This window comes from Actinomadura sp. GTD37 (assembly GCF_041951365.1).
Lineage (GTDB): Bacteria > Actinomycetota > Actinomycetes > Streptosporangiales > Streptosporangiaceae > Spirillospora.
In genome coordinates this window covers 177,539-201,050 of record NZ_JBGNUS010000005.1, presented here as the reverse complement: position 1 = coordinate 201,050, position 23,512 = coordinate 177,539, and the positions used below count along the sequence as shown (strand labels likewise).

General features: G+C 75.5%; 22 protein-coding genes. 11 read left to right on the top strand and 11 right to left on the bottom strand.

What is annotated here, in order from left to right; translation table 11 throughout:
- Position 1: 1 nt before the first annotated feature.
- The 4 genes from mftD to mftA form a co-directional block, all read right to left on the bottom strand.
- Positions 2–1,207, bottom strand: a complete 1,206-nt coding sequence (gene mftD / locus ACA511_RS25520) for a pre-mycofactocin synthase MftD (RefSeq protein WP_375027127.1) — start codon at positions 1,205–1,207, stop codon at positions 2–4.
- 66 nt (positions 1,208–1,273) lie between these two features.
- Complete coding sequence (gene mftC / locus ACA511_RS25515) at positions 1,274–2,524, bottom strand: mycofactocin radical SAM maturase (protein ID WP_375027126.1); 1,251 nt, start codon at positions 2,522–2,524, stop codon at positions 1,274–1,276.
- Positions 2,521–2,796, bottom strand: a complete 276-nt coding sequence (gene mftB / locus ACA511_RS25510; RefSeq protein ID WP_375027125.1) for a mycofactocin biosynthesis chaperone MftB — start codon at positions 2,794–2,796, stop codon at positions 2,521–2,523. Before mftB ends, mftC begins: the two co-directional genes overlap by 4 nt.
- Positions 2,797–2,810: 14 nt before the next feature.
- Entirely contained in the window at positions 2,811–2,930 is a 120-nt protein-coding gene (gene mftA / locus ACA511_RS25505) for a mycofactocin precursor MftA (RefSeq protein ID WP_375027124.1), read from the bottom strand.
- A gap of 127 nt (positions 2,931–3,057) precedes the next feature.
- On the opposite strand from mftA, the gene mftG reads away from it, so the two are divergent.
- A complete protein-coding gene (mftG, locus tag ACA511_RS25500; RefSeq protein ID WP_375027123.1) occupies positions 3,058–4,599 on the top strand; it encodes a mycofactocin system GMC family oxidoreductase MftG in 1,542 nt (513 codons plus the stop codon).
- Positions 4,600–4,614: 15 nt separating this feature from the next.
- On the opposite strand, the gene mftR is transcribed toward mftG, so the two are convergent.
- The gene (gene mftR / locus ACA511_RS25495) at positions 4,615–5,268 is read right to left on the bottom strand and encodes a mycofactocin system transcriptional regulator (protein ID WP_375027122.1); all 654 of its coding nucleotides are present in this window, start codon (positions 5,266–5,268) and stop codon (positions 4,615–4,617) included.
- Positions 5,269–5,312: 44 nt separating this feature from the next.
- On the opposite strand from mftR, the gene ACA511_RS25490 reads away from it, so the two are divergent.
- Positions 5,313–6,542 carry a CoA transferase gene (locus ACA511_RS25490; protein ID WP_375027121.1) on the top strand — a complete coding sequence of 410 codons (1,230 nt, stop codon included), beginning with the start codon at positions 5,313–5,315 and terminating at the stop codon, positions 6,540–6,542.
- Complete coding sequence (locus ACA511_RS25485) at positions 6,539–7,942, top strand: amidohydrolase family protein (RefSeq protein ID WP_375027120.1); 1,404 nt, start codon at positions 6,539–6,541, stop codon at positions 7,940–7,942. Before ACA511_RS25490 ends, ACA511_RS25485 begins: the two co-directional genes overlap by 4 nt.
- Positions 7,943–7,957: 15 nt before the next feature.
- Here the strand turns inward: ACA511_RS25485 and ACA511_RS25480 are convergent, their stop codons facing one another.
- From ACA511_RS25480 to ACA511_RS25465, 4 genes are read right to left on the bottom strand one after another with little or no spacing between them, the layout of a single operon-like run.
- Entirely contained in the window at positions 7,958–9,673 is a 1,716-nt protein-coding gene (locus ACA511_RS25480; RefSeq protein WP_375027119.1) for an ABC transporter ATP-binding protein, read from the bottom strand.
- Positions 9,670–11,457 (bottom strand): ABC transporter ATP-binding protein, encoded by a 1,788-nt coding sequence (locus ACA511_RS25475; protein WP_375027118.1) that lies wholly within the window; start codon positions 11,455–11,457, stop codon positions 9,670–9,672. The genes ACA511_RS25480 and ACA511_RS25475 overlap by 4 nt, the downstream gene beginning before the upstream one ends.
- Entirely contained in the window at positions 11,454–11,837 is a 384-nt protein-coding gene (locus ACA511_RS25470; protein WP_375027117.1) for a cupin, read from the bottom strand. Before ACA511_RS25470 ends, ACA511_RS25475 begins: the two co-directional genes overlap by 4 nt.
- On the bottom strand, positions 11,834–13,339 hold the full coding sequence (locus ACA511_RS25465) for an MFS transporter (RefSeq protein WP_375027116.1): 1,506 nt from the start codon (positions 13,337–13,339) through the stop codon (positions 11,834–11,836). The genes ACA511_RS25470 and ACA511_RS25465 overlap by 4 nt, the downstream gene beginning before the upstream one ends.
- Before the next feature lie 166 nt (positions 13,340–13,505).
- On the opposite strand from ACA511_RS25465, the gene ACA511_RS25460 reads away from it, so the two are divergent.
- Together ACA511_RS25460 and ACA511_RS25455 are read left to right on the top strand one after the other, a co-directional pair.
- Entirely contained in the window at positions 13,506–14,657 is a 1,152-nt protein-coding gene (locus ACA511_RS25460; protein ID WP_375027115.1) for a sensor histidine kinase, read from the top strand.
- Positions 14,654–15,313: a response regulator gene (locus tag ACA511_RS25455; protein ID WP_375027114.1), complete on the top strand. Its 660-nt coding sequence runs from the start codon at positions 14,654–14,656 to the stop codon at positions 15,311–15,313. The genes ACA511_RS25460 and ACA511_RS25455 overlap by 4 nt, the downstream gene beginning before the upstream one ends.
- On the opposite strand, the gene ACA511_RS25450 is transcribed toward ACA511_RS25455, so the two are convergent.
- Both ACA511_RS25450 and ACA511_RS25445 read right to left on the bottom strand, forming a co-directional pair.
- Positions 15,277–15,954 (bottom strand): enoyl-CoA hydratase/isomerase family protein, encoded by a 678-nt coding sequence (locus ACA511_RS25450; protein WP_375027113.1) that lies wholly within the window; start codon positions 15,952–15,954, stop codon positions 15,277–15,279. The genes ACA511_RS25455 and ACA511_RS25450 overlap by 37 nt on opposite strands.
- The gene (locus ACA511_RS25445) at positions 15,954–17,087 is read right to left on the bottom strand and encodes an acyl-CoA dehydrogenase family protein (protein WP_375027112.1); all 1,134 of its coding nucleotides are present in this window, start codon (positions 17,085–17,087) and stop codon (positions 15,954–15,956) included. Before ACA511_RS25445 ends, ACA511_RS25450 begins: the two co-directional genes overlap by 1 nt.
- A gap of 209 nt (positions 17,088–17,296) precedes the next feature.
- Between ACA511_RS25445 and ACA511_RS25440 the strand changes: the two genes are divergently transcribed.
- The 6 genes from ACA511_RS25440 (at position 17,297) to ACA511_RS25415 (ending at position 23,494) form a co-directional block, all read left to right on the top strand.
- Positions 17,297–18,457, top strand: coding sequence for an ABC transporter substrate-binding protein (locus tag ACA511_RS25440; protein ID WP_375027111.1), 1,161 nt, complete (start codon positions 17,297–17,299; stop codon positions 18,455–18,457).
- Between the two features lie 74 nt (positions 18,458–18,531).
- Positions 18,532–19,401 (top strand): branched-chain amino acid ABC transporter permease, encoded by an 870-nt coding sequence (locus ACA511_RS25435; protein WP_375027110.1) that lies wholly within the window; start codon positions 18,532–18,534, stop codon positions 19,399–19,401.
- Positions 19,394–20,551 carry a hypothetical protein gene (locus ACA511_RS25430; protein WP_375027109.1) on the top strand — a complete coding sequence of 386 codons (1,158 nt, stop codon included), beginning with the start codon at positions 19,394–19,396 and terminating at the stop codon, positions 20,549–20,551. Before ACA511_RS25435 ends, ACA511_RS25430 begins: the two co-directional genes overlap by 8 nt.
- On the top strand, positions 20,548–21,321 hold the full coding sequence (locus ACA511_RS25425) for an ABC transporter ATP-binding protein (protein WP_375027108.1): 774 nt from the start codon (positions 20,548–20,550) through the stop codon (positions 21,319–21,321). Before ACA511_RS25430 ends, ACA511_RS25425 begins: the two co-directional genes overlap by 4 nt.
- Positions 21,321–22,061 carry an ABC transporter ATP-binding protein gene (locus tag ACA511_RS25420; RefSeq protein ID WP_375027107.1) on the top strand — a complete coding sequence of 247 codons (741 nt, stop codon included), beginning with the start codon at positions 21,321–21,323 and terminating at the stop codon, positions 22,059–22,061. Before ACA511_RS25425 ends, ACA511_RS25420 begins: the two co-directional genes overlap by 1 nt.
- Entirely contained in the window at positions 22,061–23,494 is a 1,434-nt protein-coding gene (locus ACA511_RS25415; RefSeq protein ID WP_375027106.1) for an amidase, read from the top strand. Before ACA511_RS25420 ends, ACA511_RS25415 begins: the two co-directional genes overlap by 1 nt.
- Positions 23,495–23,512 lie beyond the last annotated feature (18 nt).

Below are 23,512 nucleotides of genomic sequence, written 5' to 3'. Positions count from 1 at the left end.
CTCAGCCCGCCGGCGCGCCGGGCGCGGGGTCCCCGCCGAGCGTCAGGGCGAAGCCGGGCGGGACGACCAGGTCGTCCGGGCACAGTTCGCCGACGCCGGCGCGGCCCAGGCCGAGGACGGCGGAGTCGAGGCCGCCGCGCATGATGTCCAGCACGTTCTCGACCCCGGCCTGCCCGTTGGCGGCCAGGCCCCACAGGTAGGCGCGGCCGATGAGGACGGCGCGGGCGCCGAGGGCGAGGGCCTTGGCGACGTCGCCGCCGCGCCGGACGCCGCCGTCCAGCAGCACCTCGACCTGGTCGCCGACCGCTTCGGCGATGGAGGGCAGGACGCGGATCGTGGCGGGCGTGGTGTCGAGGTTGTTGCCGCCGTGGTTGGAGACCGACAGGGCGGTGACGCCGGCGTCCACGGCCTTCCGGGCGTCGTCGACGCGGGTGACGCCCTTGAGCAGGAACGGGCCGTCCCACTCCTTGCGGAGCCAGGCCACGTCCTCCCAGGTGGGCGGCGGGGTCTGCATCCATTCGCCGTAGGCGCCGAAGAAGGTGGGGGCCGCGCCGCCCGGCGGCTGGAGGTTGGGGGCGGTGAGGTCGGGGAGGTGCCTGGTCTTGGCGAACCGCCACAGCCAGCCGGGGCGGGTCAGGACGCCGGGCGCCATCTTCAGCGCGGTCTTGACGTCGATCCGCTCGGGGATGGTGGGGCTTCCCCAGTCGCGGCCGTTGGAGAACGACCAGTCGAGCGTGGCGATGAGCGCCTTCGCCCCGGCCCGCCTGGCGCGGTCCATCCGCTGGACCATGGTGTCGCGGTCGCCGCTCCAGTACACCTGGAAGAACAGGTTCGGGTTGGCGGCGGCGACCTCCTCGACGGGCTTGCTCGCGAACGAGCTGAGCCCCATGATGACGCCCCGGTTGGCGGCGGCGCGGGCCACCGCGACCTCGCCGTCCGGGTCGACGGCCTGGACGCCCGTGGGGGAGATCAGCACGGGCATCGAGGTCTCGACGCCCATCACCGTGGTGGACAGGTCCCGGTCGGCGTGGTGGCCGGCGACGCGGGGCGCGAAGCCCAGCTCGGCGAACGCGCCGGTGTTGCCGTGGACCGTCCGGCCGCGCTCGGAGCCGGCGACCAGCGCGCCGTACACCATGGAGGGCAGCCGCTTCTCGGCCCTGCGCTGCGCCTCGGCGACGGTCTCGAACCAGGGGTTCTTCAACGGCATCGGTGTGTCTCCTCGCCAGGAGGCGGCGGGCGGCCGTGGCCCCCGCCAGGTAGGGATCGGACGTGGTCAGGTGAGCCGCAGGCCCGCGAGGGGGTCTTCGGCGCAGTCGCTCACCGGCGGGCGGACGGGGTCCGGGCGGCGGCGGGTGAGCGTCAGCGGCACCGGCCCGCTTCCGCGCCGGCCGGTGCGGCGCGAGTGGTCGGCGGACGGCCGGGGGATGCCCGCCCGGTCCTCGGGCCGCTGCGCGAGGAGCTTCTCGCCGTGGCCCTGGACGCATTCGGGGTCGGGGCCGTCCAGCGGCAGGCCGGTGAAGAACTTGGCGGCCATGCAGCCGCCCTTGCAGGTGTCGTAGAACGCGCAGGAGGTGCAGGCGCCGCCGTTCTGCGGCGCGCGCAGGTCCTGGAACAGCTCGGACTCGCGCCACACGCCGGTGAACCCGCCGGGCCGCCGGACGTTGCCCGCGAGGAACTCCTCGTGGATGGCGAACGGGCAGGCGTACACGTCGCCGACCGGGTCGATCAGGCAGACGACCCGTCCGGCGCCGCACAGGTTCAGCCCCGGGAGGGCCTGCCCGTAGGCGGACAGGTGGAAGAAGGAGTCGCCGGTCAGGACGTCCTCGCCGTGCGCGACGAGCCAGTCGTACAGCTCGCGCTGCTGCGCGGGGAGGGGGTGCAGCTCGTCCCACACGTCGGCGCCCCGCCCGGACGGGCGCAGCCGGGTCAGCCGCAGCTGCGCGCCGTACTCGTCGGCGATCGCCTTGAACTCGTCCATCTGCGGGATGTTGTGCCGGGTGCACACGACCGACAGCTTGAAGTTCCTCATGCCGGCGTCGCGCAGGTTGCGCATGGCGCGCACGGCGGTGTCGTAGGAGCCGGGGCCGCGGACCGCGTCGTTGACGTCGGCGGTCGCGCCGTCCAGCGAGATCTGAACGTCGACGTAGTCGTTGGCGGCCAGCCGCCGCGCCGCCTCCGGGGTGATGCGGACGCCGTTGGTGGAGAACTTCACGCCCACGTGGTGGGCGGTGGCGTAGTCCAGCAGCTCCCAGAAGTCGGACCGGACGGTCGGCTCGCCGCCGCCGATGTTGACGTAGAAGACCTGCATGGCCTCCAGCTCGTCGATGACGGCCTTGGCCTCGGCGGTGCTCAGCTCGCGCGGGTCGCGCCGCCCGGAGCTGGACAGGCAGTGCGCGCAGGCGAGGTTGCAGGCGTAGGTGAGCTCCCAGGTCAGGCAGATCGGCGCGTCGAGACCGTGCTCGAACAGGTCGACCAGCCGTGTCCCGGGCGCGGACTCGGCGGGCGCGGATGCGGCGGTGGTCATGGGGTCCTTTCGACGACCATCCGCGACCTGGCCAGGGCGGCCAGCGCCGCGGTGTAGCGGGCCAGGTCGGCGGCGGGGACCCCGGCCGACGTGCAGGCGGCGCGGGCGGTGGGCGCGTCCTTCAGCGTCTGCACGACCTCCAGCAGGCGGCGGTCCTTCAGGAAGGACAGCTTGCGCGTGCCGAAGTGGTAGAGGAGCGCGCCGAACGGTTCGGGCCGCACCGAGACCTGCGGGTGCAGGTCCCAGGCGCGGTCGAGGTCGAGGTCGGTCACCGGCGTGGCGGGGTCTAGTAGACGCCGCACATGCCGTCGATCGAGACCTCCTCGATCAGCGACTCGGCGGCGGCGAGCTCCTCGGCCGCGTCGCCGGTCTGGTTCTCGGCCTCAAGGTCGGGGGCGTTGTCCATGGGTCCTCCTCGCCGTCGGGCGGCTCCGGTCCCGGCATGCGGGTCACGGTATGTGGGTGCGGGGTGCGGCCGCGCCGCTTGTCCGCGATAGTAAATGCATCGAGTGCCAAAAGGGAAGATGCCCGAGATGGACGACTTCGTGACCGGCGTGCGCCGACCCGACGTGATCGTCGTCGGAGCGGGGGGCTGCGGCGCCGTCCTGGCGGCCCGGCTCAGCGAGGACCCGGGGTGCGAGGTCCTGGTGCTGGAGGCCGGACCCGTGCCCGCCGACCGGTCCGCCTTCCCGCCGGAACTGCTGGACGCGCTCCTCGTCCCCGGCGCGCGGCCCGGGTCCGCGGGCGTCCGCGTCCAGCCGGCGCGCCTCGGGCCGGGCCTGCCCTACGAGGCGCCCAGAGGGCGGTACCTCGGCGGCTCGACCACCGTCAACGGCGGCTACTTCGTCAGGGCGCGGCGCGAGGACTTCGACCGCTGGTCCGCGGACGCGGGCGACCCCCTCTGGTCCTACGAGCGGGTGCTGCCGCTGCTGCGGGCCCTGGAGACCGACCTCGACCACGGCGCCACCCCGCTGCACGGCGGCCGCGGGCCGATCCCCGTCCGCCGCACCGGGCTCGCGCACCCCGCCGCCGCCGCGTTCCAGGCCGCGGCCCGGGAGCTGGGCCATCCCGACGAGCCCGACAAGAACGCGCAGGAGCCGCCCGGATTCGGCCCGCTGCCGACCAACACCGTGGACGGCCGCCGGATCAACACCGGGATCGCCTACCTGCTCGGCGCGGCGGCCGGCCGGCCGAACCTCACCGTGGCGGGCGGCCGCCCGGTGCGGTCGGTCGTCGTGCGCGGCGGCCGGGCGGCGGGCGTCGTGACCGGGCGCACGCTGGTGGAGGCCCCGGAGATCGTGCTGTGCGCGGGCGCCTTCGGGTCGGCGCACCTGCTGCACCTGTCGGGCGTCGGCCCGGCGGACGACCTCGCCCGCGCCGGCATCGCCGCCGTCCACGACCTGCCCGCCGTGGGCGCCGCGCTCAGCGACCATCCGCAGGCGGTCGTGGAGTGGACGCCCCGGCGCCCGGTGGACGAACCGTCCGGCTGCTGGCTCGGCGGCGCCCTCCACCTGCGCTCCTCGGACGGGAACGAGGCGGGCGACCTGGAGATCCTCCAGTCGCTCGTGCCGATGGCCGGGCTGCTCGGCGGGACGGCCTCGGCGCCCGGCGAGCCCCTGCCGTTCCTCGTGTCCGTCCAGACGCCCCGGACCGCCGGCGGGCTGCGCACCGTCTCGGCCGACCCGGGCGTCCCGCCCCGCGTCGACTACGGCTACCTCGGCACCGGCGCCGACCGCCGCCGGATGCGCGAGGCGGTGCGGGCGGCGGCCGGTGTGGTGGCCGCCGAGTCCTTCGGCGCGGTGTCCGGGGGACTGGTGGGGCCCGACCCGGTCACGCTGCACGACGACCGGCTGCTCGACGGGTGGGTACGGGCCCGGCTCGGCACGGCCCAGCACACCTGCGGCACCGTCCCGATGGGCTCCGCCGTCGACGCCCGCGGCAGGGTGCACGGCCTGGCGGGGCTCCGCGTCGCCGACACGTCGATCCTGCCGACCGCGCCGCTGCGCGGGCCCGCCGCGACGGCGGTCCTCATCGGCGAGGTGATCGCCCGCGAGATGCGCCGGGAGTCCGGCTGAGCGAACCGGCGCCGCTCACCGCCGCTCGGGGCCGCTCCGGGGGGCGGCGTCGTCCAGCATGGCCGCCAGCCCGGCCCCCACGTGCCGGATCGCCTCGTCCAGCAGGTCCGACAGCGGCGGCGGCGTCTCCGACGACAGCCACTGCTCGTAGGCGGAGACCGCCGCGGCGAGGGTGACGTACCCGGCGAGCCGGGCGGGCGGCGCCGAAGCCGGCAGGCCGGTGCGCGCGGCCACGAAGTCGCTGACGGCCGCGCGCCACGCCGCGTACCGCAGGGTGGCGTCGGCCTGCAGCGTCGGCACGCCCAGGATGAGCTCCATCCGCTGCCGGTGCCAGGGGACGTCCACGGGGTCGAACCGGTTGAACTCGGCCACGGCGGCGCGGACCGCGTCCATCATCGGGGTGCGCGGATCGGTCTCGTCCAGCAGCTTGCGCAGCTTCAGCAGGTGCCCCTCGAAGTCGCCCCAGACCAGGTCGTTCTTGGAGGAGAAGTAGCGGAAGAAGGTCCGCCGCGCGATGCCCGCCGCCCGCGCGATGTCGTCGACGGTGGTCTCCTCGAAGCCCTGCCGGGCGAACAGCTCGAAGGCCAGCCGCTCCAGGGCGGCCCGCGACGTCGCGCGGGGCCTGCCCGTGGCCGATGGAAGAACCGCCTTGCCGCCGTCCGAGCTCACAGGGACCAGGTTCCCACCCTTTCGCCCCTCAGTAGGGTCGGATCATGCATGCGGGAGTCGACGCGGCCGCGGTCTGGGCCGAGAGCGGGGCGGCCGCCCTGTCCGGCCGCCCGGACGGCCCGCCCCTGCTGCCGCCCGGCCGGGCCGCTGCGGCGGCCCGGGAACTGGCCGCGCGGTTCGCCGCGACCACGGGCGCGCCCCTCCTCGACGGGGCGCGGCTGCTGGCCGAGCGCGCCGCGTTCACCGGCCACGGCCGGCGGGGCACGACGTCCGCCGGCGGCTCCTGCCGGCTCCTGCCCGCGGCCGACGGATGGGCCGCCGTCTCCTGCGCCCGGCCCGACGATCCGGCCCTGCTGGGCGCGCTGGCGTGCGGCGACGTGCGGGACGACCCGTGGCCGGCGGTCGAGTCGTGGCTGCGCGGCCACACCGGCGCCGAGCTGGCCGAACGCGCCGCGCTGCTCGGCGTCGCCGCCGCGCCCGTCCGGCCGTCCCCGGCGCGGGCGGCACCGCCGGAGCCGCTGGCGCCCCGTCCGGTCGCGGACGCGCTGGTCGTCGACTTCAGCGCCCTGTGGGCCGGGCCGCTGTGCGCCCACCTCCTCGGCCTGGCCGGCGCCCGGGTCGTGAAGGTGGAGACCCCGGCCCGCCCGGACGGCGCCCGCCGGGGCGACCGCGGCTTCTACGACCTCCTGCACGCCGGCCACCGCTCCGTCGTCCTGGACCCGGCCACGCGGGGCGGGCGGCGGGCGATGGCGGCGCTGGTGCGGGCGGCCGACATCGTCATCGAGGCGTCCCGCCCCCGCGCGCTCGCCGGTTTCGGCCTGGACGCCGGGGCCGCCGTCGCCGCCGGGACGCGGTGGGTCTCGATCACCGCGCACGGCCGGGCGTCCGACCGCGTCGGGTTCGGCGACGACGTGGCCGCCGGGGGCGGGCTCGTCTGCCGCGAGGCGGACCTCTCCCCGCTCTTCTGCGGGGACGCCATCGCCGACCCGCTGACCGGCCTCGCCGCCGCCGTCCTCGCCGCGACCGGCCCGCCGGACGGCGGCGGCGTCCTCTGGGACGTCTCGATGACCGACGTGGTGGCCGCGACGCTCGCGCCCGGACCGCCGGCGCCCAGCACGAGGGCCTTTCCCCACCGCGGCGGCTGGGCCTTCGAAACGGACTCGGGCGTCGTCCCCGTCGCGCCGCCCGTGGCGCGGAGGCCGGCCGGCCCCGCGCCCGCGTCGGGAGCCGACACTCAGGCCGTCCTGCGGGAGCTGGGAATCCCCGGCCCATGACGGACGCCGAGACCGGAGTCCTGTTCCGGAACGCCGAGGTGGCCGGGCGCGGCCGGACGGACGTCCGCGTCGCCGGTGCGGGCGTCGCCGAGGTCGGCCGCGGCCTCGCCCGCGCGAGCGGCGAGCGGATCGTCGACTGCCGCGGGGCGGCCCTGCTCCCGGGCCTGTGGGATCACCACCTGCACCTGCACGCCCTCTGGGCGTGGCGGCGCTCGACGCTGTGCGGGCCGCCCGCGGTCGGCGGGCGGCCCGGCCTCGCGGCGGCGTTGCGCGCCGCCCTTCCCGACGAGAACGGATGGGTCCGGGGCGTCGGCTACGCCGAGAGTGTCGCCGGCGACCTGGACGCCGCCGCCCTCGACGCGCTGCGAGCCGACGCGCCGGTGCGGGTCCAGCACCGGAGCGGCGCGCTGTGGATCCTGAACTCCGCCGCCGTCCGGGAGGCCGGGCTCGCGTCCGGCGGCCACCCGGGAATCGAGCGCGACGCGCACGGGGACCCGACGGGACGGCTCTGGCGAGCCGACTCCTGGCTGCGCGAGCGGATACCGGCCGCGCGCACCGCCGACCTGGGCGGCGTCGGGCGGGAACTGGCGGCGGCCGGAATCACCGGCGTCACCGACGCCACGCCCGACCTCGCCCCCGCGGCGATCGCGTCGATCGAGGACGGAGGGCTTCCCCAGCGCGTCCACCTGCTCGGCAGGCCGCTGGAGTCCCCGCCCGGCCGGAACCCGCGCGTGACCGCAGGCCCGTACAAGATCGTCCTGGCCGATTCGGGCCTGCCGGGCCTGGACGCGCTCGCGGCGCGCATACGGGCGGCGCACGCGGGCGGCCGGGCCGTGGCCGTGCACTGCGTGACCCGCGAGTCCCTGCTGCTGCTGCTCGCCGCGTTCGCCGACGCCGGCGTGCGGGACGGCGACAGGATCGAGCACGCCGCCCTCGTCCCGCCGGACGTCATCGGCCGGCTGGTCTCGCTCCGGCTCCGGGTCGTGACGCAGCCGGGGTTCATCGCCGACCGGGGCGACGACTACCTGCGCGACGTCCCGGCCGCCGACCGCGGCGACCTCTACCGGTGCCGCAGCCTGGCGGACGCCGGCGTCCCGGTCGCGCTGTCGAGCGACGCCCCCTACGGGCCCCTCGACCCGTGGCTGGTGATGGACGCCGCCGTCCGGCGCCGCACGAGGTCGGGGGCGGCCGTGGGGCCGGACGAGTCGATCCCCGCGTCCGCCGCCCTCCGCTCCTACCTGTCGGCGCCGGACGATCCGGGCGGCCCGCCGCGGCGGGTCCGGCCGGGAGCCGCCGCCGACCTGGTCCTGCTGCACACGGACCTCGGCGGGGCACTGCGCTCGCCCGATTCGGGCGCCGTCCGGCACACCATGATCGCCGGTCGGATCGTCGAAGCCTGAGCCCCGCCCGCCTCCTCAGTCGCTCGCCGCCGGCGCCAGGGAGACGTTCCAGTAGGCCGCGTACCGGCCGCCGCGGCGCAGCAGCTCGTCGTGGCCGCCCTCTTCGACGATGCGGCCGCCGTCCAGGAAGGCGATGCGGTCGGCGCGCTGGACGGTCCGCAGCCGGTGCGCGACCATCACCACGGTGCGGCCTGCCATGAGGTGCTCGATGCCGTCGTGGACGGCCGCCTCGTTGACGGGGTCCAGGGCGGAGGTCACCTCGTCCAGCAGCACGACGGGCGCGTCCTTCAGCAGGGCCCGCGCGATGGAGACGCGCTGGCGCTCTCCGCCGGACAGCAGTGCGCCGCCCTCGCCGACGTTCGTCGCCCATCCCGCCGGCAGCCGCTCGACGACCTCGTCCAGCCGCGCGGCGGCCGCCGCTGCGCGCACCTCGGCCTCGGTGGCGCCGGGACGGCCGAGGCGCACGTTCTCCTCGATCGTGGCGTCGAAGAGGTAGACGTCCTGGAAGACGATGGCGATCTGCGCCATCAGGACGTCGGTGCTGATGTCGCGGACGTCCACGCCTCCCATGCGCACCACGCCGGTGTCCACGTCGTAGAACCGGGCGAGCAGTTGCAGCAGGGTGCTCTTGCCGGCGCCCGACGGGCCGACGATGGCGAGCCGCCGCCCCGCGGGTACGGACAGCGACAGGCCGTCGATCACCGTCCGGTCGCCGTGCCGGAACCCGGCGGACGCGAACTCCAGGTCGTGGCCGCCCGGCCGGACCGGCTCGGCGGGCTCCGGCAGCGGCTCGGTGCGCAGCACCGCGTCCAGCCGGGTCAGTTCGGCGCGGGCGCCGCGGATCTGGCCGCCGATGTCGGCCAGCGACAGCAGCGGGTCGGCGCAGCGCGCGGCCAGCACCAGGATCGTCAGGACCTCCGCCGCGCCGGCGTCCCCGCCGAGCGCGAGGTAGGCGCCGAGGGCCAGCAGCGCGGTGAACACCGCCTGGACGGTGACGGTCAGGCCCAGGAAGCCGGGCAGCGCCGACAGCACGGTGCGGCGGGAGGCGCGCTGGACGCCGCGCAGCGAGTCGTCGAGCAGCCCGAAGCGCTCGGCGGTCCGGCCGCCGGCGCGCAGCACCGGCTGCGCCTGGAGGTACTCGATGACCCGGTCGGCGGCCTCCCGGTCGCGGTCGTGGCGCTCGGCGTCGGCGGCGGCCATGGAGCGCCCCGCCCAGATCTGGATCGCCGCCACGACGGGGACGGCGGCCAGCGCGGCCAGCCCCATCTGCCAGTTGAAGGCGAGCATCACGGCGACGATCGTCAGCGGCGTCACGGCGGCGAAGACGAACGGCGCCAGCAGGTGCGCGATCACGCTCATCGCCTGCAGGACGCCCCGGCTCGCCAGCACCGACACCTCCCCGACGCGGCCCGCGCCGTACCAGCCGACGGGCAGCCGGGCCAGGTGGTCGCCGAGCCGGCGGTACACGCCGCGCAGCAGCGTCGTCCCGACCCGGAACCCGGACCGGTCGGCGGCGAAGCGCAGCACCGCGTAGCCGGCGACCGAGGCCCCGAACGCGATCAGCCACGGCCGGGCGTCTTCGGGGGCGCTCCCCAGCAGTGCCCGCAGCACCGGCACCAGCAGCGCGTAGGACAGGCCCTCGGCCACCGCGGTCACCGTCATCAGGGCCACGGTGCGGCGCACCGGGCCGGCGTACTCGGGGCCGAGCACGCGCAGCAGCATTCGAATCATCGGGTCCGGTCTCCTCGGGGTGCGCCGTGGGCTGCGGTCTCGGCGGTGCCCGCCGGCCGGTGCGACCGCCGGAACGCGGCGAACCTGCCGCCGCCCGCCAGGAGTTCGGCGGGCCGTCCGCGCTCGACGACCGAGCCGTTGTCCAGCATCACGACGGTGTCGGCGTCGGCGATCGTCTCCAGGCGGTGGGCGATGACCAGGACCGTCCGGTCGCCCTTCAGTTCCGCCAGCGCCCGGCGCACGGCCTGCTCGGTGTGCGGGTCGGCGAACGCGGTCGCCTCGTCGAGCACCAGGACGGGCGTGTCGGCCAGCAGCGCGCGGGCGAGCGAGATCCGCTGGCGCTCACCGCCCGACAGACCGGCCTCGTCGCCGAGCACGGTGTCGTATCCGCGCGGCAGCTCCAGGATGCGGTCGTGGACGTTCGCCAGCCGCGCGGCGCGGACGACGTCGTCGATGCCGGCGTGCGGCACGGCCAGGGCGATGTTGTCGGCTACCGACGCGCGCAGCAGGCGGACGTCCTGGAAGACGAACGAGACCGTCCGGTACAGCTCCCGGCTGCCGATCTCGCGCAGATCGACACCGCCCAGGACGACCGAACCGTGCGTCGGGTCGAAGAACCTCGGCAGCAGTTGGACCAGCGTCGACTTCCCGCTCCCGGACGGCCCCACGACCGCGGTGACCGTCCCCGGTTCGAGGACCAGGTCGATGCCGCGCAGCACCTCGCGGCCGGGTTCGTACCCGAAGCGGACGTCGCGCAGCTCCACCCGGTGCCCCTGGGGCGCGGCCGGGTGCGCGGGTTCGGGCAGCGGCCGCACAGCGAGGACGTCCCGGATGCGGCCGACCGCGCGCCGGGCGGCCTGCAGGTCGTCGAAGCCGTGCCCGAGTGCCGCCACCGGGGCGGTCAGACCGAGGCCCAGCAGCAGGAAGGGCAGCAGGTCCGCCGCGGCCATGGAACCGTCGCCGATCAGGACCGCGCCGCCGGTCAGCACGGCCAGGAGCACGACCGGCGGCGACAGCGCGACCTGCATGGCCGCGGCGATCCCGAGGAGGGAGCGCACCACCCGGAGGAAGACTTCGGCGAAGTCGTCGGTGGCCGCGCGGAACCTGCGGTGGGCGCGCTCGGACCCGCCGAACGCCTTGACCACCGCGATGCCCTCGACGAACTCGACGACCGAACTGGCGATCCGCCCCATGGCCGCGTCGAAGTCCTTCTGCAGGCGCAGCCGGGCGGGGGACATCATCAGCGGGACCAGCGCCACCGCCAGCAGCACCGGGATCAGCGTGATCAGCGTGAGCCGCCAGTTGACGGCGAACAGGTAGGCCAGCGACGCCAGCGGCACCACGAACGCCGACACCAGCTCGCCGGGGGTGTGCGCGATGAACGGGTGCACGGCGCTCACGTCCTCGCCGACGACCTTCGCCAGCTCGCCCGTCCGCCGCCGGGAGAACCAGCCGATGGGGACGAGCCCCAGCCGCGCGGCCAACTGGCGGCGGAACGACAGCTGCACCCGTCCGTCGAGGAGGTGCCCGATTCCGGACGACGCGGCCGTGCACAGCAGCCGGACGAACAGCCCCGCCGCGCCGGCGATCACGATGGCCCGGACACGGCCGTGGTCGATCGGGCCGGGCGACAGCAGCTCGCGGCCCAGCTCGGCGACCGCCAGCAGCGGCGCCAGGCCCGCGAGGGCGCCGATCGTCTGCAGGATCACGACGCCGGCGAACGTCCGCAGGTAGGGCCGCAGCCGCGCCGCGTCCCGTCCGGGCGCGGGTTCGGCGGCGGTCATGTCCGCCGCTCCAGACGGCTGCCGCGGGGCAGGGTGACGGCCATGATGTTGCTGGGGACGTCCAGCTCGATGCGGTGCCACCGCCCGCGCGGGACGATGGCGGCGGCGCCCGTCACCAGCCGGACCTCCTCCTCCGGGCGGCCCGGCCGCTCGGGGCGGAGGAAGAGGCGGATCTTCCCGATGAGGCAGGACACGATCTCCTCGGCCTCGGGGTGCACCTCCCAGTGGTCGGCGTGGACGTCGGCGCCGGTCCTGGCGTGGAAGGCCGTCAGCCGCCACCCCTCCCGCTCGGAGCCGGACGCCTGCGGCGCGGCGCGGATCTCGCCGTCCTGGTCGAGGTGGATGGAGGACGCGAGGAGGTCGATCGGGGTGATGGTCATGCCGGGACCTCCTTCCCACCCTCGCGGAGGGCGTCGCCGCCGGCCGGCTCGGCCCGTGAGGGCGAGCCCGTCCGGGGCAGGACGGCGAGCGCGATGAGGACGGCGGCCACCAGGAGGACGGCGGCGAGGGACAGGCCGAACGCGTACCCGTCGTTGAGCGCGCCGGGCGTGAGGGAGTCGCCGGTGCGGCTGTGCGCGGCGGTGCCGAGGCCGGCCAGCCCGAGCGAGGCGCCGATCTGACGGGAGCTGTTGAGCAGGGCCGAGGCCGTGCCGGCCTCGTGGGCCGCGACGCCGGTCGTGGCGGTGGACACCACCGGGGCGAGGCCCAGCCCGATGCCGACGCTGGCGACGACCGCGGGGCCGAGGACGTCGACGGCGTAGTGCCCGTCCGGGCTGATCATGCCGAACCAGGCGAACCCCGCCGCGGTCACCAGCCCGCCGACGACGAGGAGCGTCCGCGGCGCGAACCGGTAGCCGAGCTTGACGGCGAGGACGGAGCCGGCGACCACGCCGAGGGCGAACGGCAGGAACTGCGCTCCGGCCAGCGCCGGACCGGACCCGAGCACGCGCTGCAGGTAGAGGGACACGAAGTAGAAGGCCGCCGCCAGGGCCGAGCCGACCAGGAGGTTGAAGGCGTTGGCGCCCGCGACCGAGCGGTTGGCGAACAGGCCGAGCCGGACGAGCGGTTCGCGGGCCGTGGTCCGCTCGACGAGGAGGAACGCGGCCAGCAGCGCGACCGCGGCCGCCAGCGTCCCCAGGGTGACCGCCGACGTCCACGCGTACCGGTCGGTGCGGACGACGCCGAACACCAGCAGCGTCATGCCCGCCGTGGCCAGGACGGCGCCGAGGACGTCCGGCCGGCTGCCGCGCGCCGGGGCGCCCGCGGCGACGCCCCGCCAGGCCAGGGCCAGCGCGATGGCGGCCATCGGCACGTTCACGAACATCACCCAGCGCCAGCCGGCGTACTCGGTGAGCAGCCCGCCGATCAGGACGCCGAACGCGCCCCCGGCGGCGTTCACCGCGCTCCACACGCCGAAGGCCCGGACGCGGGCCCGGCCCGCCGGGAACGTCGTGGCGAGCAGCGCCAGCGCGGCCGGCGCCAGCGCGGCGGCCCCGACGCCCTGCGCGGCGCGGGCGGCGACCAGGTGGCCGGGCTCCTGGGCGAGGCCGCCGATGAGCGAGGCCAGGCCGAACAGGCCGAGCCCGGCCAGCAGGACCCGCTTGCGGCCGTAGCGGTCGGCGGCCTTGCCGCCCAGCAGGAGCAGCCCGCCGAAGGTGAGCGCGTAGGCGTGGATCACCCAGGTCACGCCCACCGCGCCGAACCCGAGGCCGGCGGCGATCCGGGGGAGCCCGACGTTCACGACCGACAGGTCCAGCGACACCATGAACTGCACGACGGCCACCACGGCGAGGGTGAGCCCGGGTCTCGGCGCGGTCGGTGACGGCGGGCGGTTCGCCGGGCTCCCGCGACGGGAGCCGCTCTTGTCTCGGATCATGTGCATGCCGGACATGGTGTTATCCGGGCAGGCCGGGGGTCATCGTGCCGGGGAAGACTCCTGCGCATGGCACCGGGGGAGCAGGATCGGCCCGGCTACTCCGCGGGGAGTAGTGGCGCATTGCGACGTCCGGCGGAGGTCTTCGACCAGAAGAACGCCTTAATCTACCCAGATGACCCTTATCGGCAGGTGGCGGCCGCTCGCCCAGGACGTCCTGCGCGCCGTGGTCGTGGCCGTGCTACCGGCGGTCTTCGTGCTCGCCGCGCCGGGCGCGGGCGCGGCGGACCTCGTCCTCGTCCTCGCCGCCTGCCTCGCGCTGACCCTCCGGGAGCGGGCGCCCCTGGCGACGCTGCTCGTCAGCACGGCCTGCATGCTCGCGGTGACGCTGCACGTCGAGCCGGGCCCGTCGGCCGTCTTCCCCGTGCTGGTGGCGGTGTTCGTCGCGGTCCAGGCCGGCCACCGGCTGGCCCCGGCCCTGGCCGCCGCGGCCTTCCTCGGCGCCGATCTGGCGGTGAACCTGCCCGGCCCCGGCGGAGCGCTGGAGGACCTGGAGAACACCTCGCTGCTGCTCGGCTGGTTCGTGGCGGCCTCGGGGGCGGCGACGGTGACCCGGCACCGCCAGGCGTACCTGGAGGAGGCCGAGCGGCGGGCCGAGGAGGCCGAGCGCACCCGCGAGGAGGCGGCCCTGCGCCGCGCGGGCGAGGAGCGGCTGCGCATCGCGCGGGAGCTGCACGACTCGCTCACGCACAGCATCTCGATCATCAAGGTCCAGGCCGGGGTGGCCGTGCACGTGGCGCGCAAGCGCGGCGAGGACGTGCCCCCGGCGCTGCTCGCCATCCAGGAGGCGAGCGGCGACGCCATCCGCGAGCTGCGCGCCACCCTGGAGGTGCTGCGCGACTCCGACCGCTCCGCCGGTTCCGCGGGCGACGCCGCGGGCAGCGGCCTCGACCGGCTCGGCGACCTGGTGGAGCGGGCCCGCTCCACCGGGCTGCCGGCCACGGTGACGATCTCCGGTGCGCGCCGGGACCTGCCGGACGAGGTGGACCGGGCCGCGTACCGCATCGTCCAGGAGGCGCTCACCAACGTCTCCAGGCACGCCGGCGGGGCGGCCGCGGCGGTCAGCGTCGACTACGCGGACGGGGAGCTGGTCGTCCAGGTCGACGACGACGGCAAGGCCGACCCGGACGCGCCGCCCGTGCCCGGCACCGGCCTGCTCGGCATGCGCGAGCGCGTCGCCGCGCTCGGCGGCCGGCTGCGGGCCGAGCCCCGCCCCGGGGGCGGCTTCACCGTCCGCGCCGAACTCCCGCTGGGGGAGGCGTCGTGATCCGCGTCGTGCTCGTGGACGACCAGGCCCTCATCCGCGGCGGCTTCCGCGCCCTGCTGGAGATCGAGGACGACATCGAGGTGGTGGCCGAGGCCGCGAACGGCGAGCAGGGCGTCGCGCTCGTCCGCGAGCACCGGCCCGACGTCGCCCTCGTCGACGTCCAGATGCCGGTGATGGACGGCATCGAGGCGACCCGGCTGATCGCCGCCGACGAGCGGCTGGCCGGCGTCCACGTCGTGATCCTCACCAACTACGGCCTCGACGAGTACGTCTTCAACGCGCTGCGCGCCGGCGCCTGCGGCTTCATGGTCAAGGACACCGAGCCCGCCGACCTGCTGCAGGGCGTCCGGGTCGCGGCCCGCGGCGACGCGCTGCTGTCGCCCGCGATCACCCGCCGCCTGATCGGCGAGTACGTCGCCCGCCGCCCCGAGCCCGCCGCGGGCGCGCTCGGCGTGCTGACCAACCGCGAGCGCGAGGTCACCGCGCTGGTGGCCCGGGGGCTGTCCAACGACGAGATCGCCGCCCACATGGTGATCAGCCCGACCACCGCGAAGACGCACGTCAGCCGGGCGATGACCAAGCTGCACGCCAGGGACCGCGCCCAGCTCGTGGTGTACGCCTACGAATCCGGCCTGGTCGCGCCGCGGCGCGCCTGACCGCCCGTCCCGGCCAGGAAGGCGGCCAGCTCGGCCTCGTAGGCGGCGGCGGCCTCCTCCCGTTCCCCCCAGGTGCGGCGGGCCAGGGAGACGAGGGCGGGGGACTTGCGCAGCACGGCGTGCGCCGCGTCCGCCGCGGCCCCGGCCAGTTCTTCCGGCGGGCAGACGAGGGCGGCGCCGATGCGTTCGGCCGGGATCCGCTCGGAGGTCAGCAGGGCGCGGCTCGCCACGGCGGGCGGGAGGAGGCGGCGCAGGACGGCCTGGCCGACCGTGACGCCCACGTCGAGTTCGGGGAGCCGCAGCCAGGCGCCGGACGCGATGACCGGGACGTCGGCGGCGGCGAGGAGCAGGGCCCCGGCGCCGATCGCCGGGCCCTGGGCCGCGACCACCACGGGCGCCGGGCAGCGCAGGACGGCGGCCAGCGCGGCGACGCCGGCGGCGAGGCTCTCGCCGCCGGCCGGTTCGCCGCGGTCGTGCCCGGCGCTGAAGACGTCCCCGGTGGCGTCGATCAGCAGGCACTCGTCCGGGCGCATGGCCGCGCAGGTCTCGGTGAGCCACCGGTAGGCGGCCGAGTCCAGGGCGTTCACCGGTGGACGGGACAGCGTCGCCCTGACCAGCGCCCCCTCCCGCCGGACGCGCATCAGTACGACCGGGGCAGCGCCAGGCGCTTGTGCGCGACGTGGTTCAGCAGCATCTCGGAGCTGACCGGCGCGATCCGGAAGAGCCGGACCAGGCCGTGCAGCGTGGCGAGGCCGTACTCGCGGGACATGCCGTTCCCGCCGAGCGTCTGCATGGCGGCGTCCAGGGCGGCGGTGGCCGCCTCGGAGGCGGTGAGCTTCGCCATCGCCGCCTCCACGCCGCCGGGCTCGCCCCGGTCGAAGGCGCGTGCGGCGGACTCGGTCAGCAGCCGGGACGCGGTGAGCGCCGTCTCGGCCCGCGCCAGGGGGTGCGAGACCGCCTGGTGCGCGCCGATCGGGACGTCCCAGACCGTCCGCTCGCGCGCGTAGGCGGCGGCGATGTCGATCGCGTAGCGGGCGATGCCGTTCAGGAGGGCGGCGCTGACGATGCGTTCTGGGTTGAGGCCCGCGTGCAGGACGGCCATGCCGGCGTCGGGGCCCACCAGTGCGGACGAGTCCACGCGGACGTCGTCGTAGAAGACGCTGTACTGGCGTTCGGGGGACAGGATCTCGACCTTGATGGGGCTCTTGGCCAGGCCGGGCGCGCCGGTGGGGACGATGAAGACCTTCAGCCCGTCGTCGACGCGGGCGACGGTGAGCAGCGCGTCGGCGTTGTCCACGTGGGAGACGTAGTACTTCTGGCCGGACAGCACCCACGCGCCGCCGTCGCGGCGGGCGCGCATGCGGATGTTGTGGGTGTTGGAGCCCGCGTCGGGTTCGGTGATGGCGAAGCCGAGGATCCGCGAGCCGTCCGCGAGGCCCGGCAGCCACTCGGCCTTCTGGGCCGGCGAGCCGAACCCGTCGATGATGGTCGCGCAGACGGCGGGGGAGAGCGCGACGAGCATCAGCGGGACGCCGGCCCGCGCGACCGACTCGGCGACCGCGGCGAGCGCCTCGACGCCCGCGCCCGCTCCGCCGTGCTCCGCGGAGATGCCGGCCCCGAGGGCGCCGATGCCGCCGAGGGCGCGCCACAGGTCGCGCGCGTTGTCCCCCGCGTCGGACGCGCGGACGTAGTACTCGTGCCCGAACGCGCGGCAGGTCCGCAGGACGCTCGCGCGCAGTTCCGCCAGCTCAGCCGCCGAGGGTGCCGCACCCACATTGCCTCCCCGTTACTCGGGTGTAAAAGACTGACGTATTGAACCCTAGGCCACCGCGAGGCACTCGGTCGACCCCGCTTCAGCAGGAACGAAGCCCGCCAGGGGCTTGTCTTGGCTGGACTTCGTCCTGCAAACTCTGACGTATTCACCACCTGCCCCGGCAGGAGGTGTCCGGTTCGCCCGACCAAGGCGATCATTGAGGAGACACCATGAGAGCAGCCATGCGTGGCCACGCGGTCATCGCGGCCCTCACCGCTTTGGCGCTGTCCGCAACGGCCTGCGGGTCGTCGGATTCGGATACGTCAGATGCTTCGAGCGGAGACACCTACACGATCGGCGTCCTCAACTCGACGACCGGCGCTCTCGGGGCGGTCGGGCAGCAGGAGGCCAAGGGCATGCGACTGGCCGTCGAGGAGATCAACGCGGCCGGCGGCGTGAAGGGCCGCAAGCTCAAGCTGGCGGAGGTGGACGACCAGGGCTCGGTGAACCTGACCACCGCCGGGTTCAAGAAGCTCGCCACCGACACCAAGGTGCCGATCGTGATCGGCCCCGGCATCTCCGCGAACGCCAAGGCCGTGGCGCCGCTCGCCGACCAGTACGGCGTCACGCAGATCCTGCTGGTCGCGCAGCCCGACGTCGCCAACGGCACCGAGCACGTCTTCCAGACGCCGCTGCCGGGCAAGGCGAACTCCGAGGCCATGGTCGCGTACGCCAAGTCCAAGGGCGTCAAGAACGCGGCGATCATCTGGGCGAACAACCCGTACGGGCAGGCGGGCGACACCGACGTCTCCAACGCCGCCAAGGCCGCCGGGATCTCGATCGTCAACTCCGAGGGCTTCGACCCGGGCAAGTTCGACTTCACCGCCCAGGCGGGCAAGGCGGCCGGCAAGAAGCCCGACGCGATCTTCCTGTACGGCGCGGGCGGCTCCAGCGACGCCCTCGTGCTGAAGAGCGTCGGCGCGACGGGCTACACGGGACACATCATCGGCGACCTCACCTACTCCGCCGACTTCATCCCGGAGACCGCGGGCCCCGCGGCCGACAAGGTCGTCTCGCTGACGGCGGTCAACTACGGCGCCCCCGAGCCCGAGACCAAGAAGTTCCTCGACGCCTACCGCGCCAAGTTCGGCGACGAGGCCACCGTGCTCGGCGCCTACGCCTACGTCGCGGTGAAGCTCGCCGCCGCGGGCATCGAGAAGGCCGCCTCCTACAAGGGCGACGACATCTCCAAGGCCATCGAGTCGCTGAACTACCGGAGCATCGTCGGCACGCTCGCCTACACCGACAAGTACCGCGGCGGCCCCAACGCCGACGCATTCAAGCCGGTCACCTTCAAGAACGGCGAGTACGCGGCCCCGGACCAGGGTTGATCCCCTCCCGCAGCAGATGACGGCGGCCGGTCCCGCACCGGCCCGGCCGCCGTCCCCCTAGAAGGAACCCGCCCGTGCGCATCATCGACCTTCTCGTCTCCGGTCTCACGCTCGGCGCCATCTACGCGCTGGTGGCCCTGGGCTTCCACCTCGTCTTCAAGATGACGGGGGTCATCGACTTCGCCCAGGGCGACAAGGTGATCATCGGTGGCCTGATCGGCCTCACCCTGGTCGACCGGGGGCTGTCCACGATCCTGCTCGTCGCGCTGATCGTGCTGGCCGCGGGGATCGTCCTCGGCCTCGCCTACGACGCGATCGTGATCCTGCCGACGCAGGGCAACGGCCCCATCGCCGCGATCGCGGCGACCGTCGGGATCACGCTGGTGTTCGCCAACGGCGGCCAGCTCGTCTGGGGCCCGGACGGCAAGCCGTTCCCGCCCGTGCACGGCGGCGCGGTCGAGCTCGGCGAGCTGCGGATCGGCTACCAGGACCTGCTGATCTGGGCGGTCGTCCTCGCCGTCGGGATCGGGCTGGCGCTGCTGCTCGGCCGGTCCCGCACCGGCCGCGGCATGGTCGCCGCGGCGACCGACCCGCTCGCCGCCACCGCGGTCGGCATCAACGTCTCGCGGATGCGCGCCATCGCGTTCGCGCTGGCGTTCGGGCTCGCCGCGCTCGCGGGCGTGCTGGTCGCGCCGATCACCCTCGCCGGCGGCTCGCTCGGCACGGCGCTGACGCTGAAGGGCTTCACCGGCGCGGTGCTCGGCGGCCTCGCCAGCACCCGGGGCGTCCTCGCGGGCGCGGTGCTGCTCGGCGTGTTCGAGAGCGAGCTGGCCGCGATGATCCCGAACAGCTACGTCGACCCGATCGTGCTGCTCGCTCTGATCATCATCCTGCTAGTGATGCCGAACGGCCTGTTCGGCCTGAGGAGGCAGCGCCTTGCCTGACGAAGCAGCGCCCGACAAAGCAGCCCCGGACAAAGCGACGCCGGACGAAGCAGGGCCCGGCAAGGCAGTGCCCGACAAGGCAGTGCCCGAGAAGGCAGCGCCCGGCAAGGCAGTGCCCGACGAAGCGGGGCCCGGCAAGGCGGGGCCGGGCCGGGCCTTCGCCGTCCGGGCCGGGCGGCACCTGGGCCCGACCGTCGTGGCGGCCGTGATCCTCATCGGCTTCGCGTTCACGAACCCGGGCGCGACCGACCTCGCCCTCGGCGTGAACATCGGCGTCGCGGCCATCGCCTCGGTCGGCCTGACCCTGACCATCGGCGGCGCGGGCCAGCTCGCGCTCGGCCAGGCGGGGTTCATGGCCATCGGCGCGTACGGCACCGCCTACCTGATGCTCGACCGGAAGATGGCGTTCCTGCCCGCGCTGGTCCTCGGCGTCGTGCTGGCGCTGGTCGTCGGCGTGCTGGTCGGCTACATCGCGCTGCGGCTGCGCGGCCACTACCTGGCGATGGCGACGCTCGCGGTCGGCACCGCCGTCCACGCGCTCCTGATGCTGCCGGGCCCGCTCGGCGGCGCCAACGGGTACGCGCCCATCCCGTTCCCGGAGATCCTCGGGCACCGGCTGCTCGACCCGCGCGACCAGTACCTGCTGGTCGCGGCCACGCTGGTCCTGGTGCTGCTCGGGTCGCGCCTGCTGCTGTCGGCCCGGCTGGGACGGGAGCTGGCGGCGATCCGGGACGACGAGGTCGCCGCGCGGTCGGTCGGAGTGAACATCACCGCGCGCAAGGTGCAGGTGTTCGCGATCTCCGCCGGGATCGGCGCGCTCGCGGGCGGCGTCAACGCCCCGCTGCAGACGGCCATCGACCCGTCGCTGTTCTCGACGGCGGTCTCGCTGCAGCTGTTCGTCATGGTGATCCTCGGCGGCCTCGGCAACATCTACGGCGCGGTGCTCGGCGCGGCGCTCGTGACCTGGCTGATCTCGGAGGTGCCCGGCGGCGGCTCGTGGGCGCTGACCGTCCTCGGCGTCATCGTCATCGCGTTCATGGCCCTGCTCCCGGACGGGCTCGCGGGGCTCGGCAGGGTCGCCCGCTCGCTCCCGGCCCGGCTGTCGCGGCGGCCGCGAACCGGGGCAGTGATCACGGAGGTGCCGGAATGAGGACGCCGGGAACGGCGGAGGCGCGCGGGGTCACCCGCCGCTTCGGCGGGCTGACGGCGGTCTCGGACGTGAGCTTCGCCGTCGCCAAGGGCGAGATCCACGGGATCATCGGCCCGAACGGCGCGGGCAAGACGACGCTGCTGAACATCCTGAGCGGCCTGCAGCGCCCGTCGAGCGGCGCGGTGCTGGTCGGCGGCGAGGACGTCACCCGCTGGCCGAGCCACCGGCTGGTGCGGCGCGCGCGCCTCGTCCGGACGTTCCAGACCGTCCGGCTGTTCTCCAGCATGTCGGTCCGGCAGAACATGGCGATCGCGGCGCGGACCACGGCCGGCCCGGCGCGGGCCGGGGAGCGGGTCGAGGACGTCCTCGCCCGGCTGTCGCTGGACGGGCTCGCGGACGAGCCGGCCGCGGCGCTGTCGTACGGGCTGCAGCGGCGGGTGGAGCTCGCCCGCGTGCTGGTGGCCGACCCGGCGGTCGTCCTGCTGGACGAGCCCGCCGCCGGCCTCAGCCCGCAGGAGCGCCACGACCTCGCGGACATGCTGCGCGAGATGCGCGACGCCGGGGTCACGGTGATCCTCGTCGAGCACCACATGGACCTCGTGCACGCCGTCTGCGGGGCCTGCACGGTGCTCGACTTCGGCAAGGTGATCGCGCGCGGCACGCCCGCGGAGGTCACCGCGGACCCGGCCGTCCTGGAGGCATACCTGGGCGGCGGGCACCACCGGGCGCCGGACGTCGGCGCCACCGTTTCCACGGGCGAGGAGGACTGATGGCGCAGGCTCGGCCGCAGGAGCGGGACCGGCCGCTGCTCGAAGCGCGCGGCGTCGTCTACCGGTACGGGGCGATCAGCGCGCTGCGGGGCGTGGACCTGCACGTCGGCCGGGGCGAGGCGGTCTGCGTGATCGGGCCGAACGGCGCCGGGAAGACGACGCTGGCGCGCGTCGCGGGCGGGCTGTACCGCCCGGCCGAGGGGGCGCTGCTGGTGGACGGCGAGCCGCTGCCCAGGCGCCCGCACGAGGCCGTAGCCCGCGGCATCGGCAGCGTCCTGGAGGGCCGGCACCTGTTCGTGGAGCAGACCGTCCGGACGAACCTGGAACTCGGCTGCTACCGCGGGAAGGTGCCGAAGGCGGTCGTCGAGGAGCGCCTGGAGAAGGTCATGGACCTGTTCCCGGTGCTGCGCAAGCGCGCCGGGCAGCAGACCTCGACGATGTCCGGCGGCGAGCAGCAGATGGTCGCGGTGGGCCGCGCGCTGATGGCCGAGCCGGACGTCCTGATCCTGGACGAGCCGTCCATGGGCCTCTCCCCGAAGATCACCGGCGAGGTGTTCGACGCGCTCGCGGCGCTGCGCGAGGGCGGGCTGTCGATCCTGCTCATCGAGCAGAACGCGCCGCTGGCCTTCGAGCTGGCCGACCGCGGCTACCTGCTGCGGCAGGGCGCGGTCGTGGTCGAGGGCAGCATCGAGGAGCTGACCCACGACGACGTCGTCCGGTCCGCCTACCTGGGGGCCTGATGGGCGCGCCGGCGGGGGCGCCGCTGTCGGACGGCCCCCTGCACGCCGGCCTGGAGCGGCTCTACCGCATCCCGCTGGACGACGCGGGCCTGCCGGGCGCGCTCTTCCAGGGCGATCCGCCCGCCGCCACCGGGCTGCCCGTCCCCGCCGGCGGCGGGCCCGGACCGGGTGACCGCGTCGAGGAGGCGCTGCAGCGGATCGCCGCCACCGACGGCGAGATCCGGGCCTGGGCGCTGGTGGACGCCGAAGGGGCCCGCGCCCAGGCGCGGCGGGAGCCGGACGGGCGGCCGCTGCGCGGCGTCCCGGTCGGGGTGAAGGACCTCATCGACGTGGCCGGGCTCCCGACCGGCGGCGGTTCCCGGCACCTCTCCGGCCCCGGCCGGGAGCGGGTCCCGGCGGCCGACGCGGGCTGCGTGGCGCTGCTCCGGCGGGCCGGCGCGGTCGTCGTCGGCAAGACCACCACGCACGAGTACGCGTTCGGCGGCACCACGCCGCCGACCCGCAACCCGCACGACCCCGCGCGGATCCCGGGCGGCTCGTCCGGCGGGTCGGCGGCGGCGGTCGCCGCCGGGCACGTGCCGCTCGCCCTCGGCAGCGACACCGGCGGGTCGGTGCGGATCCCGTCCGCGTACTGCGGGACCGCCGGTCTCGTCCCCTCGCCCGGACGGCTGCCCGGCGACGGCGTGCTGCCGCTCGCGTGGTCCCTGGACCGGGTCGGGCTGATCGCCGCGACGCCCGGAGACCTCGCGGGCTTCGCGGCGGCCCTCGGCGTCATCGCCCCGGACGGCGGCGGCGCCCGTCCGTCCGGGTTCGCGGGCCTCCGGGTCGGCGTGCCCGCGGGGACGCTGGACGAGCCCATCGACCCCGACGTCGGCGCGGCGGTCGAGCGCGCCTTCGCCGCCGTCCGCGACCTGGGCGGCGAGGTCGTGGAGGTCGCGATCCCGCACGGCTGGGCGGCCGTGACCGCGGGCATGGCGATCATCCTCGCGGAGTGCCTCGACTACCACCGGGAGCGGCGCGCGTCCGGCGATGAGCTGTTCGGCGCGGACGTGCGCGCGATGCTCGACCTCGCCGCCGGGCTCCCCGCCGGAGCGTACGTGCGCGCCCAGCGGGTGCGGCGCGTCCTGCGCGGTGAGGCGCTGGCCGCGCTGTCCGGCGTCGACCTCCTCGCGATGCCGACCATGCCGTGCGTCGCGCCCCGCGCGGACGCCGTCGGGGACGGAACGGTCCCGGTCGGCGGGACGGAGGTGCCCATGGCGGAGGCGCACCTGCGCTACAACGCCCTGGCGAACCTGGCCGCCCTCCCGTGCGGGACGCAGCCGCTCGGCGCGGACGGCCGCGGCCTCCCGATCGGCCTGCAATGGGTCGCCGCGCCCGGCCGGGACGACGCGCTGCTCGGCGCCATGACCACCTTCGCGTCCCATGGGCGCTAGCGGCCGCGGGCTGCCGTG